Origin of the sequence: Pyxidicoccus caerfyrddinensis (genome assembly GCF_010894405.1) — a bacterium.
In the GTDB taxonomy this organism is placed as follows: Bacteria; Myxococcota; Myxococcia; order Myxococcales; family Myxococcaceae; genus Myxococcus; species Myxococcus caerfyrddinensis.
Genome location: NZ_JAAIYA010000046.1, coordinates 24,508 through 49,262 on the forward strand (window position 1 = coordinate 24,508; position 24,755 = coordinate 49,262).

Below are 24,755 nucleotides of genomic sequence, written 5' to 3' on the forward strand. Positions count from 1 at the left end.
CGGAGCTGCCCGAGCCGCCTCCGCTGGTGCCGGTGCCACGCACGGACGCGCTGCCGCTGTCCTTCGCCCAGCAGCGGCTGTGGTTCATCGACCAGCTCGAGCCCGGCACGCCCGCGTACAACATCCCCATCGGCGTGCGCATGGAGGGCGTGCTCCATGTGGACGCGCTCCAGCGCGCCCTCACCGAGCTGATGCGCCGCCACGAGTCACTGCGCACCACCTTCCGCGAGCACGCGGGCCAGCCCGTCCAGCACGTCGCCCCGGCGTTCGAGCTGCCGCTGCCCGTGGTGGACCTGGGCGCCCATGGCGCGGCAGCCCTCGACGAGGCGAAGCACCTGCTGGCCCTGGAAGGCGCCCACCGCTTCGACCTGGCCACGGGCCCGCTGCTGCGTGCGCTGCTGTTGCGGCTGGCTCCAGCCGAGCACGTGCTGGTGCTCAACCTGCACCACATCATCTCGGACGGCTGGTCCATGGCCGTGCTGGTGCGCGAGGTGACCGCCCTCTACGGCGCCTTCCGCCATGGCCGACCCTCACCGCTGCCCGAGCTGCCCGTGCAGTACGCCGACTACGCCGTCTGGCAGCGCCAGTGGCTCCAGGCGGAGGTGCTCGAGGCGCAGCTCGGCTACTGGCGCCGCCACCTCGCGGGCGCCGCGACGCTGCAGCTCCCCACCGACAAGCCGCGCCCGCCGGTGCAGACGCTCCGTGGCGCGCTCATCCCCGTGCAGCTGCCCCTGGCCCTCACCCAGGGGCTCAAGGCGCTCTGCCAACGCGAGGGCGTCACCCCGTTCATGCTGCTGCTGGCCGCATGGCAGGCGCTGCTCGCGCGCTACGCCGGGCAGGAGGACATCTGCGTGGGCTCGCCCATCGCCGGGCGCCAGCGCGGCGAGACGGAAGGGCTCATCGGCTTCTTCGTCAACACGCTGGTGCTGCGCACCCAGGTGCGCGGCGTCGAGTCCTTCCGCCAACTGCTCCAGCAGGTGAAGGAGACGGCCCTGGGCGCCTACGCCCACCAGGACGTGCCCTTCGAGCGACTGGTGGAGGAGCTGCGGCCCGAGCGCGACAGGAGCCGCGGCCCGCTCTTCCAGGTCCTCTTCGCCTTGCAGAACGCCCAGGCCGGCGGCACCGCGCAGCCGGGCGCGTCCGAGCTCAGCCTGCACCCGTTGGAGGCGGACCCGCGCGCCATCAAGTTCGACCTGGAGCTGGGCCTGACGGAGACGCCCCAGGGCATCACCGGCACGCTGGGCTACAACCTCGACCTCTTCGAGCCCGGGACGCCCACACGCCTCGTGGAGCACTTCCGCGCGCTGGTGGAGGCGCTCGTGGCCCGGCCCGATGCGCCCCTGGCCTCCGCCACCCTGCTGACGGGCGAGGAGCGCCAGCGCGTGCTCGTGGAGTGGAACGCCACTTCCGCCGAGTACCCGCGCGGCGCCACCGTGCCCGAGGTCTTCGCGCAGGTGGTTTCCCGCTTCCCCGACAAGGTCGCCGTCGAGTTCGGCGACTCGAAACTCACCTACCGGCAGCTCGACGCACGCGCCAACCAGATCGCGTGGCACCTGCGGGCGCTGGGGGTGTCCACCGACTCGCGCGTGGCCCTGGGCGTGGACCGCTCGCTGGAGCTCATCGTCTCGCTGGTGGCCATCCTCAAGGCCGGCGGTGCCTACGTGCCGCTGGACGCGTCGTATCCCCGCGAGCGCCTCGCGGCCATGCTGGAGGACTCGGGCCCGAGCGTGCTCGTCACCACGCGCGCGCTGCTGTCGAAGCTGCCCACGAAGGGGCTCGTCACGCTGGTGCTGGAGGACGTGCCCGTGGAACCGCCGCCCGCGCATGCGCCGCCCTCCACGGCCCTACCGGGCAGCCTCGCGTACGTCGACTTCACCTCCGGCTCCACCGGCAGGCCCAAGGGCGTGGGCACCTCGCACGCCGCCGTGCTGCGCACGCTCTTCGGCGCCGGCTTCGTGCACCTGGGCCCGGACGAGACGTTCCTCCACCTGGCGCCCATCTCCTTCGACCCCGCCACCATGGAGGTCTGGGGCCCGCTGCTGCACGGTGGGAAGCTCGCCGTCTTCCCGCCGCATCCTCCTTCCGACGTCGAGGAGCTGGGCGCGGTGATTGCCCGCCATGGCGTCACCACGCTGCTGCTCACCGCGGGCCTCTTCACGCAGATGGTGGAGCACCACCTCGCCGGCCTGCGCCCGCTGCGGCAGGTGCTCTGCGGCGGTGACGTGGCGAGCGCGCCCCACGTGCGCCGCGCCGTGGAGGAGCTGCGCATCCCCGTGCTCAACTGCTACGGCCCCACCGAGGTCACCTTCGTCACGTCCTTCCACCCCGTGACGGACGCCTCCACCGTGGGCGCCTCCGTGCCCATCGGCCGGCCCATCGGCAACACGGAGGTGTACGTGCTGGATGCCTCCGGCCAGCCCGTGCCCCCGGGCGTCATCGGCGAGCTGTTCGCCGGTGGCGACGGGCTCGCCCGTGGCTACGTGGGCCAGCCCGCCCTCACCGCCGAGCGCTTCGTCCCCCACCCCTTCTCCTCCGTCCCCGGCGCACGCCTCTACCGCACCGGTGACCTCGCGCGCTGGCGCGCCGACGGAGTGCTGGAGTTCGCCGGCCGCGTCGACGCACAGGTGAAGGTGCGCGGCTACCGCATCGAGCTTGCGGAAATCGAAGCCGCCCTGCTCCGCGCCCCGGGCGTGGCCGAGGCGCTGGTGCTGGCCCGCGAGGACTCGCCCGGCGACAAGCGGCTGGTGGCCTACGTGACGCCCACCGAGCCGGGGGCGCCACCCTCCGTCGCGGACCTCCGCGCGGCGCTCACGGCCCGGCTGCCCGGGTTCATGGTGCCCTCGGCCTTCGTGCCGCTGGCGGCCTTCCCGCTGACGATGCACGGCAAGGTGGACCGCAAGGCCCTGCCCGCGCCGGATGCGGCCTCGGCCCTCGGCGGGTACGTCGCGCCGCGCACGCCGCTGGAGGAGCAGCTCGCCCAGGTATTCGCCGAGGTGCTCGGCGTGGAGCGCGTCGGCACCGAGGACGACTTCTTCGACCTCGGCGGCCACTCGCTGCTGGCCGTGCGCCTCATGGCGCGCATCCGTGAGCGCACCGGCCTGGCGCTGCCCGTGGCGGCCCTCTTCCAGGGCTCCACCGTCGCGCGGCTCGCCGCACTGGTACCCGCTCGCCCGGGCACGCCCAACCTCGCGCGCCTCGACTCCGGCACCTCCCAGCGCCGGCCGCTGTTCCTCGTCCACGGCGGCGGCGGGGCGCTGCTCAGCTACGCGGAGCTCGTCCGCCACCTCGGTGACGAGCGGCCCATCCACGGCATCTTCGCCCCCGGACTGGAGGGCGGCGAGCTGCCTCCCGCCTCCATGGAGGCCCTGGCCCGCCTCTACGTGGAGCAGGTGCGCGAGGCGCAGCCCCAGGGCCCCTACCTCCTGGCCGGCTGGTCCCTCGGCGCCATGGTGGCCTATGAGATGGCGCGCCAGCTCGAGTCGCTGGGGGAGCGGGTGGAGCTGCTCGTCCTCCTGGATGCCCTCGCCCCCTCCGGCCAGCCCCGGCCGGAGCGCTCCGCCGCGGCGCGGCTCTCCGCCTTCGCGCAGATGGCCGGACTCCCCCTGGAGAATGCCCCGGCCGCCGACGTGGAGCGGCTGGGCCAGCTCCAGGGCGAGGCGCTGCTGGAGTGCATCACCGAGCTGGTCCGCGGCCTGCCCGCCGCCGGTGCCCTGGAGCCGGAGCAGGTCGGACGCCTCTTCGGCGTCTACGAGCGGCTCACCGAGGCCCACCGGACATACGTGCCCTCCGCCGCCCTCTCGGGCCCGGCGGCCCTCCTGCTCGCGGCCTCCATCTCCGTGGCTCCCGAGAGCGCGGACGCTGGCTGGTCCACCTGGGTCCGTGGAGGCGTGACGGTGCGCGAGGTGCCGGGCGACCACAACTCGCTGCTGAAGCCGCCGAACGTCTCCTTCGTGGCGGCGGAGTTCCTCGCGCTCCTGCGCGCACTGGAGCCCTCAGCGCCGCCGGAGGAATGAACGGGCGCGTGGCTTCTTCCGGCCACGCGCCCGCCGCCTGGGGCGTCCGGGGCGGGCGGCTCCCGTGCGAGCGCTCTGCCCGCTCCGCCGTGGGGCCGAGGCCCGGACCGGGCGGGTGTGGGCACGAGGCGCCTCCTCCCGGCCCGCTTCTCCCGGCGGGTGTCCAAGATGCGCACACTCCAGGAAGAATGCCCCGGCTGGAAGGGCCGGGCGGGCACCGCCACCCTGTGGGCTCGTCCAGGGTGAACCCTTGGGAGGAGCGCAGGTGTTGGGTCACGGCACGGGCTTGACGGACAGGGAAGCCATCGAAGGCATCACCGCGGAGCAGTCCCGGCTGTTCCTCGAGACGATGGTGGCCAGTGCTCCGGTGGGCCTCGCCTTCGTGGACCTGGACCTGCGCTTCATCCACATCAACGACGCCCTGGCCGACATGAACGGGCTGCCCCGCCAGGCCCACCTGGGCCGCAAGGTGCGCGACGTCATCCCCGAGCTGTGGCCCTTCGTCGAGCCGCACTACCGGCAGGTCCTGGAGACGGGACAGCCGGCCCTGAACCTGGAGATTGTCGGCCCCACCTACAAGGACGGCGGAGCCGAGAGCCACTTCCTGGTGAACTACTACCCCGTGCGCGACATCCACGGCGTCACGCAAGGCATCGGCATCGCCGTGGTGGACACGACGGAGTCGAAGCGCGCGGACCTGGCGCTCCGCATGAGCGAGCAGCGCTACCGCTCCCTGGTGGAGTCCGTGGCGCAGACGGTGTGGACCACCAACGGCCGGGGAGAGCTGGTGGAGCCGGCGCCCCACTGGCTCGCCTTCACGGGACAGAGCCATGACGCCCACCTGGGGCTGGGCTGGCTCGACGCCATCCACCCGAGCGACCGCACGCGCTTCGTGTCGGAGTGGGCCGCGGCCCTCGAGCTCAGGGACCCCTACCGGGGCGAGGCGCGGCTGCGGTGCCATGACGGGACCTACCGCGACACCGTCATCCGGAGCGTGCCGGTGTTCGATGACCGGGGCCTCGTGCGCGAGTGGATTTCCACCGCCGAGGACATCACCAAGCACAAGCGCGCGGAGCGCGCGCTGCGGCGAACCACCCAGGCGCTCCGGGAGAGCGACGAGCGCTACCGCACCTTCGTCGCCCAGAGTACCGAGGGCATCTGGCGGCTGGAAATCGAGCCGCCCATCGACACGCGCCTGCCCGAGGACGCGCAGGTCCAGGCGCTGCTGACCCGGGGCGCCGTCGCCGAGACGAACGAAACGATGGCGCGCATGACGGGCTTCGCGTGCGTGCGGGACATGCTGGGCACCACGCTGCAGCAGATGATTGCCATGCTCACGCAGGACCCGGCCCATGTCGACAAGGCCGTCCATCCCTTCGTCCGCCTCGGCTATCGGATGGAGAATGTGGAGACGCGCCAGGTGGACAAGGCCGGCGGGGAGCGCGTGCGGCTGGCGAACCTCGTTGGCGTGGTGGAGGGCGGCCAGTTGGTGCGCGTGTGGGGCACCCAGCGCGACGTGACGGAGCAGGTGCTCGCGAAGGAGGCCCTGGAGGAGAGCCGCGAGGTGGTGCGCATGCGGGAGCACCAATTGCGCGCCATCACCGACGCGCTCCCTGCCCTGGTGGCCTACGTCGACCGCGACGAGCGCTACGTCTTCTGCAACCGGGCGTTCGAGACGTGGTTCGGGCTCAATCCCGACGCACTGACGGGCCAGCCGGTGCGCGGGCTGTCCGGCGAGATGGGGTATGCCCACCTGAAGGATTGGATGCGCAGGGCCCTGGCGGGGGAGACCGTCAGCTACGAGAGCGCCCTGACGCTCCGGGACGGGCGGATGCTGCACGTCCAGTCCACCTATGTCCCTACGCGCACGCCCCAGGGCCACGTGAAGGGCTTCGTCGCCCTCGTGCATGACATCACCGACCGCAAGCGGGCGGAGGCCGAGGTGGAAGTCGAACGGGCGCGCCTCTACGACGTCCTCATGAACGTCCCGGCGTCCATCGCCATCTTGCGTGGCCCCGACCAGGTCTTCACGCTCGTCAACCCCCTCTACCGGCAATATGCGTACGGAGTGGATCTCACCGACCTGTCTCTGAAGGAGCTCGTCAAGCGCAACCGCAATGGCGAGGACTACTCCCGGGAGCTGCAGCACGTCTACGAATCCGGAAAGCCCCTCGAAATGAGGGAGGTCCTCGCCCGGGTGGACCCGCGTGGAGACGGCGCGCGGGAGGACCGCTACTTCAACATCGCCTACGTGCCGCTGCGCGACGCCGACGGGCAGGTGGACTCCGTCATGTCCTTCTCCATGGACGTGACGGAGCATGTCCAGTCCCGGCAGAGGGCGGAGGAGCTGGCGGCGCACCTGACCAACCAGCAGCAGTGGCTGGAGTCGGTGCTCAACCTCCTCCCCATCCCCTTCCTGCTGATAGAGCCCGGCACCGGACGGGCCCTCTTCGCGAGCCAGGCCGCCCACCGGATGGCGGGCGGCGTCTTTCCGCTGGGCTTCCCCACGAACGACTATGACGCCGTGTACCGCCTCACCGACGACGCGGGGACGCCCATTCCCAGGGAGCATAGCCCCGGAGCGCGGGCCGCGCGTGGCGAGCGGCTCATGCAGGCCCCCGTGGTGTGGCACACGGAGGCGGGGACGTACTCACTCCTCACGGACTCGGAGCTGCTCCCGGCGATGCACGGCCACCCGGCCACCGCGGTGCTCGCCCTCCAGGACGTGACGCCGCTGAAGCAGACCGAGGCCCGGCTCCAGGAGTCCGTGCGGCTGCGCGACGAGTTCCTCACCGTGGCCTCCCACGAGCTGAAGACGCCACTCACGCCGCTGCAGATGAAGCTCCAGGGGCTCGCGCGCGAGGCCCGCGCGGACATCCCCGGAGACAGGCTCCGGGAGCGCGTGCTGGCCACGGCGGAGAATGCCACCCTGCAGATTCGCAAGCTCACCGCGCTCATCAACGACTTGCTGGACGTGACCCAGCTCACCGGCGAGACACTGTCGCTGAAGCGGGAGACGATGGACCTGACGGCCGTCCTGCGCGCGGTGGTGGAGCAGTTCCGGACCCAGGCCGCCCAGGCCGGGTGCGAGCTCGTCGTCGAGGCCCCGGGGCCGGTGATGGGTTGGTGGGACCGGCACCGGCTGGAGCAGGTGGCGCGGGGCCTGCTGTCCAATGCCATCAAGTACGGGCCCGGCCAGCCCGTGGTGCTCCGGGTGGAGCAGGTGGGCAACAGGGCCCGCTTCATCGTGCGGGACGAGGGCATTGGCATCGCCCCGGAGCACCTGGCGCGCATCTTCGAGAAGTTCGGCCGCGCCGTCTCCACCCGCAACTACGGCGGCCTGGGCCTGGGCCTCTTCATCAGCCGGCGAATCGTGGAGGCGCACCAGGGCACCATCCTGGCGGAGAGCCAGCAGGGCCGGGGCGCCACCTTCACCGTGGAGCTGCCGCTCGCCATGGAGCGGCGGCCCCCGGGCGCGACGATGCACTGACAGGTGCACCGCCGCCCGCGGGGGACGTCAGACCGGGAACGAGCGCGCCAGCGGCAGCTCCCGCACGCGGGTGCCGGTGAGCGCGAAGACGGCGTTGGCGATGGCCGGCGCGACGGGAGGCACCCCCGGCTCGCCGATGCCACCGGGCGCGCCGTCGCTCTCCACGATGTCGACGTGAATCTTCCGGGGCGCCTCGTTGATGCGCACCAGCTTGAAGTCGCGGAAGTTGGACTGCTCCACCGCGCCGCCCTTCATGCTGATTTCCCCGTGCAGGGCGATGCTCATCCCGAAGATGACCGAGCCCTCCATCTGCGAGCGGACGCGGTCCGGGTTGATGACCGTCCCGGCATCCACCACCACCCAGGCCTCGTCGACGCGGAGCCTGCCAGCCGCATCCTTCACCACCGACGCGACGACGGCCACGTAGGACAGGAAGCTGCGGTGCGCGGCGAGCCCCAGCGCCCGGCCGTCCTGCTTGCGCTCGTCCCAGCGCGCCAGCTTCGTCACCCGCTCGACGACGCGCCGCATGCGCCCGGTGTCGACGGGGTGCTCGTCCAGGGACTGGCCGTAGTTCTCCAGCTTGGGGACGCCCAGCTCCGCCAACGTCACCACGCGCTGCGGCCCCAGCAACTCCAGGCGCATGTCGCGCGGGTCCACGCCGCGCGCGTGGGCCAGCTCGTCCATGAACGAGTTGACCGAGAAGGAGTGGAAGATGTTGTAGACGGAGCGCAGCCAGCCGATGCGCACGTGGGCGTTGGCCTCGCACGTCTCCGCGCGGACGTTGGGCACGGCGAGCGCCAGGTCCGTCACGCCCTGCTGCAGGTCCCTCGAGCCCGGCCGGTTCGCGGGCGCGAAGGTGGAGGCGATGGGCGGGAAGGCCGTGCGGTGGCGCCAGGCCACCACCTTGCCCTCCGCGTCCAGGCCCGCGCTCAGCCGCTGCATGCTGACCGAGTGGTAGTAGTCGTTGCGGACGTCGTCCTCGCGCGTCCACTGCACGCGCACCGGAGCGCCCGCCTCGCGGGCCAGCCACACCACCTCGGCGATGAAGTCCGCCTTGGACTTCCGGCCGAAGCCGCCGCCGAGGAAGGTGACGTGGACCTTCACCTTCTCGGGCGGAATCTTGAGGATGCCCCCGGCTACTTCTTGCGCGTCCTGCGGGTTCTGCGTGGGGGCCCACACCTCGCAGGTGTCGCCGTCCACGCGGGCCAGCGCGACGAGCGGCTCCATGGGCACGTGCGGCAAATGGGGGGTGTAGTACTCGGCCTCGACGACGCGCGCCGCCCCGGCCAGGGCCTTGTCCACGTCGCCCACGTTGCGGACCGCGGTGCCCGGCGCGCGCACCGACGCGGCCAGCGCCTCGCGGTACTGCTTCGAGTCGTACGACGCGTTCTCCCCGTCCTCCCAGGTGATGTCCAGCGCCGCGCGGCCCTTCAGCGCCGCCCAGGTGTTCTCCGCCAGCACCGCCACCCCACCCCACTGCTGGTAGACGTAGGGCTTCTGGGGCGCGGGCAGCTCGAGGACGCGCTTCACGCCGGGGACGGCGAGCGCCTTCGCCGCGTCGTACCGCGCCACCTTCCCGCCCACGACGGCGGGCCGCGCAATCACCGCGACGAGCATGCCCGGCAGCTTCACGTCCGCGCCGAAGACGGCGGAGCCGTTGACGTACGCGGGCCCGTCCAGCAGCGGCAGCGGCCGGCCCACGTGCTGAAGCTCGGCCTTCGGCCGCAGCCTGACGGACTTCGCCTCGGGGACGGCCAGCTTCGCCGCCTCGGCCGCCAGCTCGCCGAAGCCCAGCGTGCGCTTGCCGTCGCGATGGAAGACGGCGTGGTCCTTCGCCTCGCAGTCCTCCGGCTTCACCTTCCAGCGCTTCGCGGCGGCGGCCACCAGCATGGTGCGCGCGGTGGCGCCAGCGCGGCGCATGTCGTCGTAGATGCCGCGCACGCTGCTGGAGCCGTCGGTGTTCTGGTCGCCGTAGGCCTTGTTGCCGTCCGCCTGGAGGATGCGCACGCGCGCCATGTCCGCGCCCAGCTCGTCCGCGATGAGCACCGGCAGCGAGCTGCGGATACCCTGCCCCATCTCCGAGCGGTGGCAGACGATGGTGACGAGCCCGTCCGGGGCCACGTGGACGAAGGCATTCGGGTTGAGCCCCGGGGTGCCGTCTTCAATCGCCGGGGAGCTCGTCTTCGGCTTCTTGCCCGTGCGTCCGGAGGGCTCGGCCGCGAGCGCCTCGGCGGAGAAGAGGCCCAGGGTGAGCCCGCCCACCGCCAGGTTCAGCCCCTCGAGGAAGGAGCGCCGCGAAATCAACTGGAGGTGCCGGGTCATGGCTCCTCCTCGGCAATGCCCGCCACCTTCTTCACGGCCGCGCGGATGCGCGTGTACGTGCCGCACCGGCACAGGTTGCCGGCGAGCGACTGGTCGATGTCGGCGTCCGTCGGCTTCGGCTTCTTCGCCAGCAGCGCCGCGGCGCTCATGATCTGCCCCGCCTGGCAGAAGCCGCACTGCGGGACGCCCAGGTCGCACCAGGCCTTCTGCAGGGGGTGGCTGCCGTCCGGCGACAGGCCCTCAATCGTCGTCACCGACTTCCCCTCCGCGCGGCGCACCGGCGTCACGCACGCGCGGACCGTCTGGCCGTCCAGGTGGACGGTGCACGCGCCGCACAGCGCCTGGCCGCAGCCGTACTTCGTCCCCGTGAGGCCGAGCACGTCGCGCAGCGCCCAGAGCAGCGGCATCTCCGGGTCGACCTCCAGCTCCTTCTCCACACCGTTGACGCGGACGTGAATCGTCATGGCCGTGCCTCCTCATTCGGGCACTCCGCGCCCGTCTCCACCCACGCCGAGATGATGGCGCCAAACTGCTCCTGCGTTCCGGGCGCGGGCTCGCGGTCCCACCCGGGCCTCCAACCCCAGCCCACCAGCTCGTCGTGGGCGTTGTGCTCGACGAGCTGCGCCAGCGTCTTGCCGCCGTTGCGCTGGGGGTCCTTCAGCTGCTCGCAGAGGTGGCGCGGGCTCTTGCCCACCCAGGCCATTTCAATGGGCGCCAGGTGCCAGTTCGGCGCGCCGGGCACACGGGCGTGCGCCAGGTTCCGGTCCTGGTGGCAGCTGGTGCACTCCATGCCGACGACGCCCTTGTCCTCCGGACCGCGCACCACCGGTGGGTCGTGCGGCTGTCCGTTCATGCCCTGGAGGGGCACGTCGCCGCTGGGGTGGCAGTTGGCGCAGCGCGGGTGCAGGAACACGCGGCTGGCCTCGAGGAAGAGCGCCTTCGAGCGCTCCGCCGGGGCTTCGATGGCGGCGAAGTCCTGGGGAGCGCGGAGCGCGTTGGGTGCGACTTCGGGGAGCGCGACCTTCTGGGCCGCACCCGCATCGGGCTCACGCCGGCATCCGCCCACCGCCAGGAGGACGAGCAGCGGAGCCATGACCTGGAGAGTTGGCTGCATTGGGACAAGGCTCCAGCATGTCCCGCCCCACCACAAGGCGAATGTTCGCCGCACAGGGGCTTTGCACCGGCGGCGCGCACCCCCACGTTCCCAGGTGGAACCCGAGTGCCAGGAGGTGGGTGTCTTGTCCCTTACACGGTTGCCTTCTCCCGAAGTCGTCGCGGACGCGCTCCTCGTGGGGAATACCGGGACGGTGCTCGAGGCGGTGCATGACTACATGGACGGTGGCGGCGCGGCGTTCCTCGTGGACGCGCTGGCCCGCCCCGTCATGCAGGCCGTCGGCGACCGCTGGTGCAACGGTGCCATCACCGTGGCGGAGGAACACGCCGCCTCGGAGCTGCTGCGCGAGCTGCTGACCCAGTCGCTGCCAGGCCTCGGGTGGCACCAGGGCGGGCCCCGGGCCGTCATCGCCTGCGCGCCCGGAGAGCGGCACCTGCTCGGGGCGCGGCTCGTCGCCCAGGTGCTGGCGCTCGACGGCTGGCACGTGCGCTTCCTGGGAGCGGACACGCCCGCCAAGGACCTGGCGGTGTTCGTCGCCCGCGAGCAGCCCGCCTTCGTCGGGCTCTCCGTCGCCATGCCGGAGCGCCTGGACGACGCGCGGCTCACCCTGGAGCTGCTGCACCGCACGACGCCGAACATCCCGCTCGTGGCGGGAGGGCGCGTGGCCGCGAGCCTGCTCCCTGAAGAGCAAGGCGCCTGGTCCGTGCTCAACTCCTCCGAGGAGCTGCTGGACCTGACGCGAGCCACCTCGGGCGGGCACTTCCTCTTCCCCTGAGCGCGGCCCCCCCCTCACGCCCCTGAAGCGGCGGACGCTCCCTGCTCCGCGGAGACCTGCCGGGGCGGCACCTGGGTGGGAAGGACGACGGTGAAGGTCGAGCCCTGCCCCGGCTGGCTCCGCACCACGATGGTGCCGCCGTGGGCCTCGATGATCTGCTTCGCCACGTACAGCCCCAACCCCATGCCGCCGTAGTGGTGGGGGGACACCGCGCGCTCGAAGCGCTCGAAGATGCGGCCCGTGTCCTCGCGCCTGAGGCCGATGCCGTGGTCTCGCACGCACAGGCGCGCCAGCTCGCCATGGCCCTCCACCGCAACGTGGATGGGACGGCTCGCGCCGTACTTGATGGCGTTGGACAGGAGGCTGGACAGCACCTGCTCCAGCCGGAGCTGGTCCCACACGCCGCGCACCGGGCCGGGGGTGTGGACCTCCAGCCGGCTGCCCGCGGCCTCCGCCTCCTCGCGGAAGCGGTCCGTCACCTCCGTGGCCAGGGCGGAGAGGTCCAGCTCCTCGAGCAGCAGCCCCAGCCGCCCGGTGGCCACGCGCGACACGTCCAGCAGGCGCTCCACCAACTGGGCCAGGCGCTGCACCTGGCCCGCCGAGCGCTCCAGGTGACGGAGCACCCGTGCGTCATCGAGACCGGCGGCCGCCACGCTGCGGCGGAGCGTCTCCAGCTGCAGCTTCAGCGGCGTCAGCGGCGTGCGCAGCTCGTGCGCGGCGATGGAGAGGAACTCGTCGCGGGCACGGACGCCCTCGCGCACCTGCTGGAGGAGCCGGGCGTTCTCCAGCGCCACGGCGATGCGCCCCGCGAGCGCCTGCGCCACCTCCACGTCCACGTCCTGGTAGGGCCGCGCATCCCGCGAGCAACGCCCCACCGAGAGCAGCCCCTCCAGTCCCTCGGGCGTGAGCACCGGGACGCGAAGCAGGCAGCGCACGTCCATCCGCCGGAGGAGCGACTCGAGTCCCCGCCGGGCGGAGGGCACGTCGTCCACGCAGAGCCGGAAGGTTTCGGAAGCCTCGCCCGCCCGCCACACGTCCCGCGCCTCCGGAGAGGACAGCACGGCGCGCAGCCGTTCCAGACCCGCGGGCTCCACGTGGGCCAGCCGATCGCCGGCCGAGAAGGGCCCGTCGTCGCCGAGCAGCTCCACGTCGCACAGCTCGCCCAGGTCGGGGATGATTCGCTCGGCCAGCCGCTGGAGCGAGGCCTCGCTCCGGGAGACGTCCGCCAGCAGCGCGCTCGCGTCCGCCAGCAGCGCCATCCGCCGGCGCGCGTCCTCCGCCTCCTCGCGGCGCGCGTGCTCCGCCCTCGCATCCACCTCGATTTCGCGCGTGGCCCGCAGCTCCAGCTCGGTCATCACCGCGGCCGCGAGGTCCTTGAGGATGTGGATGTCGTCGTCCGTCCATTGACGCGGGACGGTGTCGAGGACGCAGAAGCTCCCCAGCGTCTGCCCGGAGCTGACGAGCGGCACGCCCGCGTAGGCTACGACGCCAATCTCCTTCACGCCCAGGCACTCCCGGAGCACGGGGTCCTCGCGGGCATCCGTCACCACGAGGGGGTCTCCGCCGCCCAGGGCGTACTTGCAGAGCGAGTGCGACAGCGGCAGCTCGCGCCGGCTCTGCCAGGGCTCCGGCAGGCCGATGCAGCTCTTGCAGAAGTGACGGTTGTCATCGAGCAGGCTCACCAGGCCGATGGGCGCGCGGAGGATGCGGCAGGCCAGGCGGGTGAGCCGGTCGAAGGCCTCCTCGGCCTGGGTGCCCAGGAGGGCGGTGCGGCGCAGCGCGGCCAGTCGCTCGGGGGAGCGCAGGATGCTCTGGACGTCGCCCGACATGGTCATCGCAATCCTTCCCGTAGAGATGGGTAGGGCGCGGCGCGCAGAACAGAAGCAGGCAGACACGGGTTCCCCTGGCTCGCCGGGTCCACCCGCGCCGCTGCCTGCCTGGCGCCAGGGTGGGCTAGAGTCCGCCCATGCGCTTCCAGCCACCGTGGGGCGGAGCCTTCCGCCTCCAGAGCTTCGTCCACCGCACGCCCGAGGCCCTGTCGCCCGCCACCGTCGAGTCCATCCGGAAGGCCATCCTCGGCTCCTCCCTGCTCGGCGACTCGAACCTGTCGGGGCAGTTCTCCGGGACGTATGGCTTCTCCATCACCTTCCGGCGGGAGGCCCTGTCGGAGGTGACGGCGATGTTCCCCGCCTTCGCGCCCTACCTGGACACGGCGCTGCTGCCGGACTGCGACACGTTCCTGCTCAACCCGCTGCTGGTGCGCGAGGGCCGCGGGGTGGGCGCGCACATCGACCGGAGCCTGGAGTTCTACGGCGCCGGCATCGGCTGTCCGGTGGCGGTGAGCGTGCTCTACGTGCAGGTGCCGGAGACGCTCTCGGGTGGAGAGCTGCGGCTGTACCACCGGGGCAACCGGGTGGCGGCGCTCAAGCCCGTGCCGCGCACGCTGGTGGTGTTCCGCGGGGACCTCACGCACGAGGTCGCCGCCATCGACGCGGGCGCCCCGGCGCTCTCGGGGGCGCGCATCAGCCTGGTGGTGGAGCAGTACCGCGTCCCCCACTCCCTGCGGGCCGGCGTCCCGCGCTTCGAGGTTCGCACCCGCGCGGGGATGGCATGAGAGAGCTGACGATGGACGTGTGGCTGGCCCAGGGCCCGGAAGAAGTCTTCGCGGCCTTCGGAGACCCCTTCCGGCTGCGGCGCTGGTACGGCGCGCCTCCCGGCGGACACCGCACGGGCGCCACCGGCGACGTGGCCTCCGGCGAGCCATTCCAGGTGAGCCTCATCGACGCCAGCGGCGCGCCCGTCATGCAGCGCGGACAGATTCTCTCGGTGACGCCGGGCGAAGGGCTGGAATTGGAGATGGCGTGGGAGGGCGGGGGCCTTGGCGCGGACGCGACGCGCGCCGCCATCGCCCTGCGCCCCGCGGAGGGCGGCACGCGCGTGGAGGTGCGCCAGGGCCCCTTCTCCACCGCCGAGGCGCTGGAGGCCCACCGCGCCTGGTGGGGCGCCTGCCTGGGGCGGCTGGTCCGCGTCGCCGCCGGGGACGCGGTGCCCTGCTTCGAGGAGTTCTGGGAGGAGTCGCGAGGCTTCGTCGGGCCGCTCGGCGCGGCGGCCTACACGGTGCTCGCCGGCCTGCGTGAGGCCGGCGCTCCGGCGGAGACGGTGGCCCAGGTGGAGGAGTTGCTCTACACGCACCTCGCCCGGCTCCCACCGGACACGGCCGAGGCGCTGGGCGCGGTGCTCCGCTCGCGCGTGACGGAAGCCGGCTAACGCAGCGCCGTCGCATGGAGGGGCGGCGTGCGCACCTCCGTGGCGCGCTCCACCGCGCGGCCCAGGCGCAGCAGCAGGTGCTCCTCGTAGGGCCGCCCGGTGAGCTGCACGCCCACGGGCAGGCCCGCGCCGTCGAAGCCGGCCGGCACGGACAGCGCGGGGAAGCCCGTCAGGTTGGCCAGGCGCACGTAGCGCATCAGCGCGTCCACCACCGGCAGGTTCGACTCGCCGTCCGGCAGCGTCGTCTCGGGAATCACCGGTGCCGTCGTGGCCGTCGTCGGCGTGACGAGGACGTCCACGCCCGCCATGAGCGCCAGCAGCTCGCGCGTCAGCTTGTGCCGGTGCCGCAGCGCATGCACCAGGTCGGTGGCGCGGAAGTGCCGGCCAATGGCGAGGTTGGTGCGCGAGTCGAGCCCGAAGTCCGAGGAGCGCGACTTCACGTAGGGCAGCATCGCCGACGCCATCTCGCTCAGGATGATGCAGCTGTGCGTCCACAGAATCGTGTTCAGGTCAGGCGCGGGAATCTCCACCACCCGGGCCCCCGCGTCGGTGAGCGCGCGCACCGCCTCCTTGCAGCGCGCCACCACGTCCGCGTCGGCGTCCTCGAAGTAGGGCCAGCAGATGCCGAGCCGCACGCCGGACAGGTCCGCGTTCTCGTAGCCCGACAGGTGGTGCGGCGGCTGCGCCTGCGCGACGACATCATGCCCGTCCGGCCCGGCGATGAGCGCGTACATCGCGGCGACGTCGTCCACGGTGAGCCCCATGGGCCCCACGTGGCCCACGTTCCAGCACAGCGGCGGCACGCCCGTCTCGGGGATGCGACCCCACGTCGCCTTGAGGCCGACGATGCCGCACAGGGCCGCGGGGATGCGCACGGAGCCACCGCCGTCCGCGCCGATGCTCAGCGGGCACAGGCCCGCGGCCACGACGGCGCCCGAGCCGCTGGAGCTGCCACCGGTGATGTGGCCCCGGTTCCACGGGTTGCGCGCCGCGCCGTGGTGCGGGTTCAACCCGATGGGGTTGATGCCAATCTCGTTCATGTTGGCCTTGCCGAGGATGAGGGCGCCGGCGGCCTTCAGGCGCGCGGCCACCGTCGAGTCCGCGGCGGCCACCTGGTTGCGGAACTTCGTCCCCAGCGTGGTGGGGAAGCCGGCCAGGTCCACCTCGTCCTTGAGCACCACGGGGACGCCGTCGAGCACGCTCAGGGGGCGCCCCGCGCGCAGCCGCTCCGCCGACGCCTCCGCGGCCCGCAGCACCTCGTCCGGCTTGCGCGCGACGAAGAGGCCCAGGCGCTCCTTCCCTTCATCGAGCTTCTGGATGGCCTCGTGGATGCGCCGCACCACGGCCACGGGGTCCGCGCCCTCGCGGTAGGCACGCGCGTAGGCCGAGACAGTCTCGCGCTCCTTCGGCACGGGGGACGCGGCAACGGCGCGCGCGGCCTGGTCCTGGGGCGTCTGGACCTGGGCGGCGGGCTCGCCGTGTGGAAGCGGAAGCTGGAGGGGCGGAGCGTCTCCTGGAGGCTGCTCGCGCCAGCGGTCGATGCCGCTGTCGCGCACCAGCTTCTCCAGCACCACGGAGCCAACCCCGCTCTCCAGGGTGTTGACGAAGGCCTTGAGCGCCATGCCGGAAACACGGGGCGCCTTCACCGGGCTGCGTTGGTAGGTCATGAAACGGGACACTACCGCTGTCGGGGGCTCAGACGCGCGTGGTGCGCCCCGGCCCGCGGTTGCGCGGGCCGGGGGGCCTGCTTCAGGACAGACCGGATTCGGGGACCTGCTCGGGCGCCGGGCCGTCGGGCGCCTTCGCGCCCTTCAGCCACGGCAGGTAGTAGCGGTCCATGAAGTCCTGCTTGTAGTCGCGGTACGAGGTGATGGCGCCCATCCACGCCCAGGAGCGGATGAAGAGCCACGCCGTGTCGAACTGATACGGCAGGAAGCCGGCGCGCGCGCCGCTGGGATACAGGTGGTGGTTGTTGTGCCACTCACCCGTGATGAGCCCCGGCCAGAGCTGGTTGATGGACTGGTCCCGCCTGTTGAAGTCCACGCCGTCCCGCCGCTTGTCCTTGCCGCCGCCATGCCCGTCGAAGTTGTACGTGCGCACGCCGATGGCCCACACCCCGGCCCAGCCGAAGAGGGCCAGCGCCAGCGCGTGCCCGCCGATGAGGAAGAACGCGCCGTACCAGAACGCCCAATTGAGGGCGAAGTGCAGCACCGTGTACCCCGGATGGCACAGCGAGCCCCAGCGCTGGTACTGCTCGTAGCTGTTGAGGCGCACGCCCGTGTGCTTCATCAGCTTGCAGGCCTGCGCGTAGTCCTTGCGGTCCAGGTTCTTGTTGATGGCCTGGTGATTCACATCCGCCAGGAAGCAGTAGAGCCAGCCCGCGCGCACGTTGTACGGGTCCCCGGGCTGCTCCGAGAAGCTGTGGTGGACGTGGTGCGAGACGACGTACGCCTCCTCCACGACAATCTTGATGACCAGGTTGCGGCACAGCTCGCGGAAGAACGCGTTCTTGAACTGGTAGGCGCCGTGGGTGGAGTAGCGGTGGAACCAGACGGTGCCGTGCGTCCCGAGGACCACCATGCTGTAGACGAAGCCCGCGGCCATCAGCCACCAGCTGAAGTGGTGGGTGAGGAAGAGGACGAGCGGAATGCCGAAGCTGAGACTCGTCACCCAGGCGAAGAGCCCCAACCAGTTCTTCCGGGAGCGGACGACGTTGAGCCGGGAGAAGAACTCGGCGGTGATTTCCCGGTGGGTCGGCACGTAGAGCTCGCCATTTCGCTCATAGCCGTAGCTGGGAGGGTCGAGGATGCGATCCAGAAAAGCCATTCATCTCCTTCTGCTTGCGGCCAGTCCCGCGACAGGGGTGTGGTGACGGGGCGCCTGCCTGCATCGCCTCCACACCCGACAGATGTCAGTCACGTTGGGGAACCCGGACTCTTTCACACTCCGGGCCAAACCGCTTGGACCGAACGATTGACTCGTCCCAAGCAGGGCGTCCTGCCACGAAACACCGGTAACCGTGACAGGTGTCACCGGATGGCCGCCACAGGGTGTTACGAGGGCGTAACTGAATGAAGGAAGGCCACATGGGACGGGGAATGGAAGCGCTCGAAGGCACCCTGCGTGAGCGCTTCGGGCTGGCGGAATTCCGGCCCGGCCAGAGAGAGGTGCTCTCGGCGCTGCTGGGGCCGGGGGCGGCGGCGCTCGCCGTATTCCCCACGGGCGGCGGAAAGTCGCTCTGCTACCAGCTTCCGGCGCTGCTCCTGGAGGGCGTCACGGTGGTGGTGTCCCCCCTCATCGCACTGATGAAGGACCAGATTGACGCACTCGGACGCAGGGGCATCCGGGCCGCGAGGCTGGACTCGTCCCTGTCCCTGGAGGAGTCGCGCGAGGTGACGGAAGCCCTGCGGGGTGGCGCGCTGAAGCTGCTCTACGTGGCGCCCGAGCGCTTCAACAACGAGCGCTTCACCGCGCTGCTGCGCGAGCTGCGCATCTCCCTCTTCGCGGTGGACGAAGCGCACTGCGTCTCCGAGTGGGGACACAACTTCCGCCCGGACTACCTCAAGCTGGCACAGGCGGCGCGAGACCTCGGCGCCGAGCGCATCCTCGCGCTCACCGCCACGGCGACGCCCGCGGTGGTGCGCGACATCTGCCAGGGCTTCGCCATCCCCGGGGAGAACGCCGTCGTCACCGGCTTCTACCGGGAGAACCTCACGCTGGAGACCACGCCGGTGCGCGCCGACGCGCGGGATGCGCTGCTCGTCGAGCGGCTGAAGTCGCGCCCGCCCGGGCCCACCATCGTCTACGTCACGCTGCAGAAGACGGCGGAGCGCGTGGCGGAGCGCCTCACCGCCGAGGGGCTCCCCGCGAGCGCCTACCACGCCGGCCTGGAGACCGGGGACCGCGAGCGGGTGCAGGAGGCGTGGATGGCCTCGGGGCGCGGCATCGTGGTGGCCACCATCGCCTTCGGGATGGGCATCGACAAGGCGGACGTGCGCGCCGTGTACCACTACAACCTGCCCAAGGGCCTGGAGAGCTACAGCCAGGAGGTGGGCCGCGCGGGCCGCGACGGCGCGCCGTCCGTGGTGGAGCTGTTCGCCTGCCCCGAGGACGTGCCCACCCTGGAGAACTTCTCCCACGGCGACCTGCCCACGCCCGAGGCGCTGCAAGGGCTGGTGACGGAGGTCCTCGCGGGAGGCCCCGAGCTCCACGTCGACCTGTACGCGCTGTCCAACCGGCATGACCTGCGGCCGCTCGTGCTGCGCACCGCGCTGACGTACCTGGAGCTGGAGGGCGTGCTGCGCCAGGGCACGCCCTTCTACGCGGGCTACAAGGTGCAGCCGCTCGTGCCACTGGAGGAGCTGGTAGGGCGCTTCCAGGGAGAGCGGGCTCGGTTCGTGAAGGACGTCTTCGCCAAAGCGAAGAAGGGGCGCACCTGGTACTCGCTCGACCCGACCGAGGTCGCCGAGGCACTCGGCCAGCCCCGCGAGCGGCTGGTGAAGGCGCTCGACTACCTCCAGGAGCAAGGGCTGGCGCAGACGCAGGTCTCCGAGCCCCGCCAGCGCTTCACGCGGCTGCGCCCCCGCGAGGACGGTCCGGCGCTGGGGGCGCTGCTGCTCCAGCGCTTCCAGCAGCGCGAGGCGCAGGAGGTGGCGCGCGTGCAGGAGGTGCTCCGGCTCGTCACGCACGAGGGCTGCCAGAGCAACGCCCTGGTCGCCCACTTCGGCCAGCGGCGCGAACGCCCCTGCGGGCACTGCACCTGGTGCCGCACCGGCGTGGCCCAGGTGCTACCCGCCCCGCGTCCCCGGCCTCCCCTTCCCGCCGGCCTGGACGTGGCCGCCTTCCACGCGCTGGCCTCTCGGCACCCGGAGGCGCTCGGGCATCCGCGACAGGCGGCGCGCTTCCTCTGCGGGCTGAGCAGCCCGGCGCTCTCACGCGCGAAGCTGGGCAACCACAAGCTCTTCGGCGCCCTGGAGGACCGGCCCTTCGCCGAGGTGCTCGGCTTCTGCGAGTCGCGGTCCGCACCCTCCGTGTGAGCCGGGGGGCGTCGTCGAGAGCGCCCCTCCCCTTCTGGTACCTTCAGGTTTCCCCGAAGTACCTGAAGGAGCCGGAAGACATGAAGAGACAGCCTGGACAGGTGATGACGCGCGCGGCGCTGGCGGTGCTCGTGCTGGGCCCCGTGGCCGCGGGCGCGGTGAGCCAGAAGCTGCGGTACCGCTTCGAGGCGGTGTCCAACCCCGTGACGACGGTGGTGGACGACAGCGGCAAGGGCCACACGGGCACGGTCCAGACGGCCAATGGCGGCGCGGTGGTGCCGGTGACGGGCTACGACGGACAGGGTGTGCAGTTCCCCGCGGTGTGCACGGGCACCGGCTGCCCGCACGCCAACCTCAGCGCGGCGGACGCCGCGGACCTGAACCCCGGCACGGCCCTGTTCACCTTCGGTGCGCGGGTCCGCCTGACTCTCGCGGACCTGACGGCGGACCACGGCTCCAACCTGGTGCAGAAGGGGCTGTCCACCACGGCCCAGTGGAAGCTGCAGCTCGACGACGCCGTCGCCGGCAAGCCGAGCTGCGTGGTGCGCACCACGGGCGGCGCCCAGGCCATCATCGTCAAGTCGTCGGTGGGCGTGGCGGACGGCACCTGGCACAAGGTCTCCTGCCAGCGCACCAGCACCACGCTGACCATCCTCATCGACAACATCGCCCGGGGCAGCGCGCTCATCGACTCCACCTACGACATCAGCCCGGTGGGGCAGCCGGTCGGCATCGGCGCCAAGAGTACGGGCAGCAACAACGACCAGTTCCACGGCGCCATCGACGACGTGTACTTCAACATCGACTGAGCGGGCGCCACCTCGCGCCCTCAATCAGGCGCAAGAAGCGGGCTGCCTTCGAATGGGCACTCCCCTATCCGTAGCAGGGCGATGGGCGCTGGTGCCCATCGCCTCCGGATGGAGAGAGCCGACATGACGACGCAACTGATTGACTCCCTGGCGAAGTACCACCTGCTCGGCCAGACGGGCCTGCGGGTCAGCCCGCTGGCCCTGGGCACGATGACTTTCGGCACCGACTGGGGCTGGGGGAATACCGAGGAGGACTCGCATCGCCTCCTGGCGCGCTACCTGGAGGCGGGCGGCAACTTCATCGACACCGCGGATGCGTACACCTCCGGCTCCAGCGAGCGCATCATCGGCGACTTCTTCGCGAAGCACGGCGGCAGGCAGCGGGCCGTGCTCACCACCAAGTTCTCGGCGAACCTCTCCCCCGGCGACCCGAACGCCGGAGGCAACAGCCGCAAGCACATCCTGAATGCGCTCGAAGGCTCGCTGCGGCGCCTCAAGACGGACTACGTGGACGTGTACTGGCTGCACGTCTGGGACGGCCTGACGCCCGTGGAGGAGGTGATGCAGACGCTCACCGGCCTCGTGCGCGAGGGCAAGGTCCGCTACCTCGGCTTCTCCGACGTGCCCGCGTGGTACTTCGCCCGCGCGCAGACGCTCGCGGAGCGCAACGGCTGGGAGAAGGTGGCGGCGCTGCAACTGGAGTACTCGCTCGCGGAGCGCAGCATCGAGCGCGAGCACCTCCCCGCCGCGCTCGCGATGGGCGCCGCCATCACCCCGTGGAGCCCACTGGCCGGTGGGCTCCTCACGGGCAAGTACACGCGCGAGGGCACGAAGCCGAAGGGAGAAGGGCGCGCCCATGCCCTGCTGGCCAGCGGCAACCCCGTGGCGGACAAGTTCCTCCAGGAGCGCCCGTGGCGCATCGTCCGGGAGTTGGTTGCCGTGGCGAAGGAGGTGGAGCGCACGCCCGCGCAGGTGGCGCTCAACTGGGTGGCGACGCGTCCGGGCGTGGTCTCCACCATCATCGGCGCGAGCCGGCTGGAGCAACTGGAGGACAACCTGCGCGCGCTCGACTTCACGCTGCCGCCCGCACTCGCCGCCAGGCTGGAGGCCGCGAGCCGCCCCGAGCCCGTCACCCCGTACGTGTTCTTCGAGAACCCCTTCTTCACCAAGGGAATGCTCGCGGGCAACACCACGGTGCACGCGGAGCCGAGCGGCTTCCGGGGCCCGCTCCAGGGCGCCTGAGCGCAGGGCGCACCTTCTTCATTTCTCCGCGACCGTCCGAAGTCACTCGGGGGTCAGGGAGGCATGCGGAAACACCTTCTGACGTTCCTGTGGGCCACGCTGTCTGGACTGGCGCTGATGGGCTGCGCCGAACCCCCGAAGTCCTCCAGCGCGCGCCGGGTCCCCGGCCGATACATCGTCATGTTGAAGCCGGGCCCGGCGGACGCCCGTGTCCAGGCGGCGGGCGTGAAGCAGCAGGCGCTGGACGTCGCCCGCAAGCATGATGCGCGTGTGGCGCGCACGTATGACCACGTGCTGCATGGCTTCGTGGCCGACCTCTCCGAGGAGCGCGTGGCCGCCCTGCGCGCGGACCCCGCCGTGGCGCTCGTCGAGCAGGACGCGTACGTCCGCCTGTCGTCGGTGCATGCGAATGCCCCCTGGGGACTGGACCGCATCGACCAGGTGGACCTGCCCCTGGATGGCGTCTACCGCTCCGCGCTGACGGGCGCGGGCGTCCATGCGTACGTCATCGACACCGGCCTCCGTCGGACGCACGCCGAGTTCCACGGCCGGCTCGGTGACGGGTTCGACGCGGCGGAGCCGGGCGGCTCGGCGGAAGACTGCGATGGCCACGGCACCCACGTGGCGGGAACGCTGGGTGGCAGCACCTGGGGCGTGGCCCGGGGCGTGACGCTGCACCCCGTGCGCGTCCTGGACTGCGATGGCGAGGGCACCCTGTCGAGCGTCATCGCGGGCCTGGACTGGGTGGCCGCCCACCACGTCGCGCCCGCGGTGGCCAACCTGAGCCTGGGCTTCGAGCCCTCGGAGGCGATGGACCAGGCCGTCCGAGACCTCATCGCCTCGGGCGTCACCACCGTGGTGGCGGCAGGCAACGACAGTCTCGACGCCTGCAACGAGTCTCCCGCGCGCACCGCCGAGGCCGTTACCGTGGGCGCCACCCGGGACACGGATGAGCGGGCGGGCTTCTCCAACCACGGGCGCTGCGTGGACCTCTTCGCGCCGGGGCAGGACATCACCTCGGCGTGGAACTCCGACGACACCGCCACCGCGGTGCTCGAAGGGACGTCCATGGCCTCGCCCCATGTGGCCGGCGCGGCGGCGCTCTACCTGGAGACCCATCCGTCCGCGACGCCGGCGCAGGTGGCCGCGGCACTCACCGGCTCGGCCACGCCGGGTCGCCTGGCCTTCACCGGACGGGGCTCCCCCAACCTGCTGCTGCACACGGGCGCTCCGCCGGCCTCCGGTGACACCCGGCCGCCCCAGGTGTGGCTCATCATTGCGGGCGACAAGGCGAGGCTGCGGAACACCGTGCGCGTGTTCGCCGCCGCGCTCGACGACGTCGCCATCCACCGCGTGGACTTCTGGGTCAACGGCGAGCTGCGCGGCAGTGACACGTCGGCGCCCTACGAATTCACCTGGGACACCCGTGGGGAGCTGAACGGGCCGGCCGTGCTGGAGGCCCGTGCTTACGACACCGCGTACAACCTCCGCCGGAGTCCCGCTGTCTCCGCCGTCGTGAGGAACCCTGGCATCGCAGACCCGGACCCGGTGCTCCTGGCCCCGAGGTGCGAAACCGTGGGCGCCTCCTGTGACACCGGGGTGTTGGTGCGCGGCTCCGGACTCGTGGGCCCCGAGATCTACGCGCCCAACACGCTCGCTTCGAGCTGCCCGGACGGTGACTACGGCACCTACCTGGTGACCGAGTCCCTGGAGGGGCTGCGCATCGCCACCACGGATGGACGGCCGCTCGCGCCAGGACGGCAGGTGACGGTCACCGCCAGCGTCTGGGCCCTCCTGCCCGGCCTGGACGCGCTGGACCTCTTCCACGCGCCGGATGCGCACCACCCCGTCTGGACGCACCTCGGGAGGCTGCAGGTGACGGAGCCCGAAGCGCAGGAGCTCTCCGCCACCTTCACCCTCCCCGCCGGTGACGTGCAGGCCATCCGCGGAGTCTTCGGCTACCTCCAGGGCGTGAAGAGCTGCTCGCCGGGCGGGTACATCGACCACGATGACCTGGTCTTCGCTGTCGGCAGGAGTCACACCGCACCTCGATGAGCGCCCCGACCGCCATCCCGGTGGCGTCACCATGCGCTCATTCACGTGCAGGGAAGAGGAGCCCCACATCCGTCCAGGCCCGTACGGGCTCCAACAGCCGAGGCGCGTGCCGCCGCCCGACCGCGGGGTTGCGTCGGCGGCAGCCAGCTCGCTCGCGAACGGTGAGGAGGTTGCTGGCGATTCCCACTGCGTGGGGACGAAAGCTGACGCACCGGCTGGAAGCGCCGAGCGTTCGGGCAGCGAATCGCCAGAGAGAGGAGTCACCTTGTCGGCGGAGGCGCCAGGGTCCTCGGCCGGCGGCGGTGACTCTCGCTGAGCGGCACCAGGAGGAGTGCCGCCCCCGTGGGAGCCACCGGAGTCTTCCTCCTTCGCCAGGGCGCGCCAGAGGGCTTCGGCCGATTCGAGGAGTTCCTCCCGGTACACCTCCTCGTTTCTCTCCGTCAGCACGCGCACCCACTCCGCCAGCGTGCCCCACACCAGCGCTTCGCCCACCCGGGCGCAGCCGGGCACCAGCGCCCCGTCCTGCTCTCCCTTCAGCAGCACCTCGCGCACCAGGGCCCGCGCCGCACTGCCGGGCGCCAGCTGCCCTTCGACGTCCGGGTGCCGGTGCAGGAAGGCGAAGGCGAAAGGGC

Annotated in this window: 15 protein-coding genes and 1 pseudogene (1 of these 16 running past the window's edge); 10 read left to right on the forward strand and 6 right to left on the reverse strand. The window is 71.8% G+C overall.

Translation table 11 applies throughout. The annotated features are described in order from the left end of the window. Both G4D86_RS50025 and G4D86_RS50030 read left to right on the forward strand, forming a co-directional pair. Positions 1-4,013 (forward strand): annotated as a pseudogene (locus tag G4D86_RS50025) (non-ribosomal peptide synthase/polyketide synthase); its annotated part reaches 24,496 nt to the left of the window's first position; the annotation flags it as partial. Between the two features lie 268 nt (positions 4,014-4,281). Beyond that, positions 4,282-7,503 (forward strand): PAS domain-containing sensor histidine kinase, encoded by a 3,222-nt coding sequence (locus tag G4D86_RS50030; protein WP_164002792.1) that lies wholly within the window; start codon positions 4,282-4,284, stop codon positions 7,501-7,503. Positions 7,504-7,530: 27 nt separating this feature from the next. Here G4D86_RS50030 and G4D86_RS50035 read toward each other — a convergent pair whose 3' ends face one another. Genes G4D86_RS50035 through G4D86_RS50045 form a run of 3 tightly spaced genes read right to left on the reverse strand, consistent with a single transcriptional unit; the run spans position 7,531 to position 10,939 of the window. Next, a complete protein-coding gene (locus G4D86_RS50035) occupies positions 7,531-9,825 on the reverse strand; it encodes a xanthine dehydrogenase family protein molybdopterin-binding subunit (protein ID WP_164002793.1) in 2,295 nt (764 codons plus the stop codon). Continuing rightward, complete coding sequence (locus tag G4D86_RS50040; RefSeq protein ID WP_164002794.1) at positions 9,822-10,289, reverse strand: (2Fe-2S)-binding protein; 468 nt, start codon at positions 10,287-10,289, stop codon at positions 9,822-9,824. Before G4D86_RS50040 ends, G4D86_RS50035 begins: the two co-directional genes overlap by 4 nt. Then, a complete protein-coding gene (locus G4D86_RS50045; protein WP_164002795.1) occupies positions 10,286-10,939 on the reverse strand; it encodes an Isoquinoline 1-oxidoreductase subunit in 654 nt (217 codons plus the stop codon). The genes G4D86_RS50040 and G4D86_RS50045 overlap by 4 nt, the downstream gene beginning before the upstream one ends. Positions 10,940-11,063: 124 nt before the next feature. Between G4D86_RS50045 and G4D86_RS50050 the strand changes: the two genes are divergently transcribed. Continuing rightward, entirely contained in the window at positions 11,064-11,714 is a 651-nt protein-coding gene (locus tag G4D86_RS50050) for a cobalamin B12-binding domain-containing protein (RefSeq protein ID WP_205520412.1), read from the forward strand. Positions 11,715-11,728: 14 nt separating this feature from the next. On the opposite strand, the gene G4D86_RS50055 is transcribed toward G4D86_RS50050, so the two are convergent. Continuing rightward, a complete protein-coding gene (locus G4D86_RS50055; protein ID WP_240360936.1) occupies positions 11,729-13,543 on the reverse strand; it encodes a GAF domain-containing sensor histidine kinase in 1,815 nt (604 codons plus the stop codon). Positions 13,544-13,680: 137 nt separating this feature from the next. On the opposite strand from G4D86_RS50055, the gene G4D86_RS50065 reads away from it, so the two are divergent. Together G4D86_RS50065 and G4D86_RS50070 are read left to right on the forward strand one after the other, a co-directional pair. Continuing rightward, complete coding sequence (locus G4D86_RS50065) at positions 13,681-14,328, forward strand: 2OG-Fe(II) oxygenase (RefSeq protein ID WP_164002796.1); 648 nt, start codon at positions 13,681-13,683, stop codon at positions 14,326-14,328. Continuing rightward, positions 14,325-14,981 (forward strand): SRPBCC family protein, encoded by a 657-nt coding sequence (locus G4D86_RS50070; RefSeq protein ID WP_164002797.1) that lies wholly within the window; start codon positions 14,325-14,327, stop codon positions 14,979-14,981. The genes G4D86_RS50065 and G4D86_RS50070 overlap by 4 nt, the downstream gene beginning before the upstream one ends. Here the strand turns inward: G4D86_RS50070 and G4D86_RS50075 are convergent. Together G4D86_RS50075 and G4D86_RS50080 are read right to left on the reverse strand one after the other, a co-directional pair. Next, positions 14,978-16,648, reverse strand: a complete 1,671-nt coding sequence (locus tag G4D86_RS50075; RefSeq protein ID WP_164002798.1) for an amidase — start codon at positions 16,646-16,648, stop codon at positions 14,978-14,980. The genes G4D86_RS50070 and G4D86_RS50075 overlap by 4 nt on opposite strands. An 82-nt stretch (positions 16,649-16,730) precedes the next feature. Beyond that, positions 16,731-17,807, reverse strand: coding sequence for a fatty acid desaturase (locus tag G4D86_RS50080; RefSeq protein ID WP_164002799.1), 1,077 nt, complete (start codon positions 17,805-17,807; stop codon positions 16,731-16,733). A gap of 260 nt (positions 17,808-18,067) precedes the next feature. On the opposite strand from G4D86_RS50080, the gene G4D86_RS50085 reads away from it, so the two are divergent. The 5 genes from G4D86_RS50085 to G4D86_RS52435 all read left to right on the forward strand — a co-directional run. Beyond that, entirely contained in the window at positions 18,068-20,017 is a 1,950-nt protein-coding gene (locus G4D86_RS50085; RefSeq protein WP_240360937.1) for a RecQ family ATP-dependent DNA helicase, read from the forward strand. An 80-nt stretch (positions 20,018-20,097) separates the two neighbouring features. Further along, positions 20,098-20,826 carry a laminin G domain-containing protein gene (locus G4D86_RS50090; protein ID WP_164002801.1) on the forward strand — a complete coding sequence of 243 codons (729 nt, stop codon included), beginning with the start codon at positions 20,098-20,100 and terminating at the stop codon, positions 20,824-20,826. 123 nt (positions 20,827-20,949) lie between these two features. Next, entirely contained in the window at positions 20,950-22,068 is a 1,119-nt protein-coding gene (locus G4D86_RS50095) for an aldo/keto reductase (RefSeq protein ID WP_164002802.1), read from the forward strand. A 63-nt stretch (positions 22,069-22,131) separates the two neighbouring features. Continuing rightward, positions 22,132-24,123, forward strand: coding sequence for a S8 family serine peptidase (locus tag G4D86_RS50100; RefSeq protein ID WP_240360938.1), 1,992 nt, complete (start codon positions 22,132-22,134; stop codon positions 24,121-24,123). Positions 24,124-24,465: 342 nt separating this feature from the next. Continuing rightward, the coding region (locus G4D86_RS52435; protein WP_205520413.1) for a hypothetical protein at positions 24,466-24,755 on the forward strand (290 nt) is incomplete at its 3' end.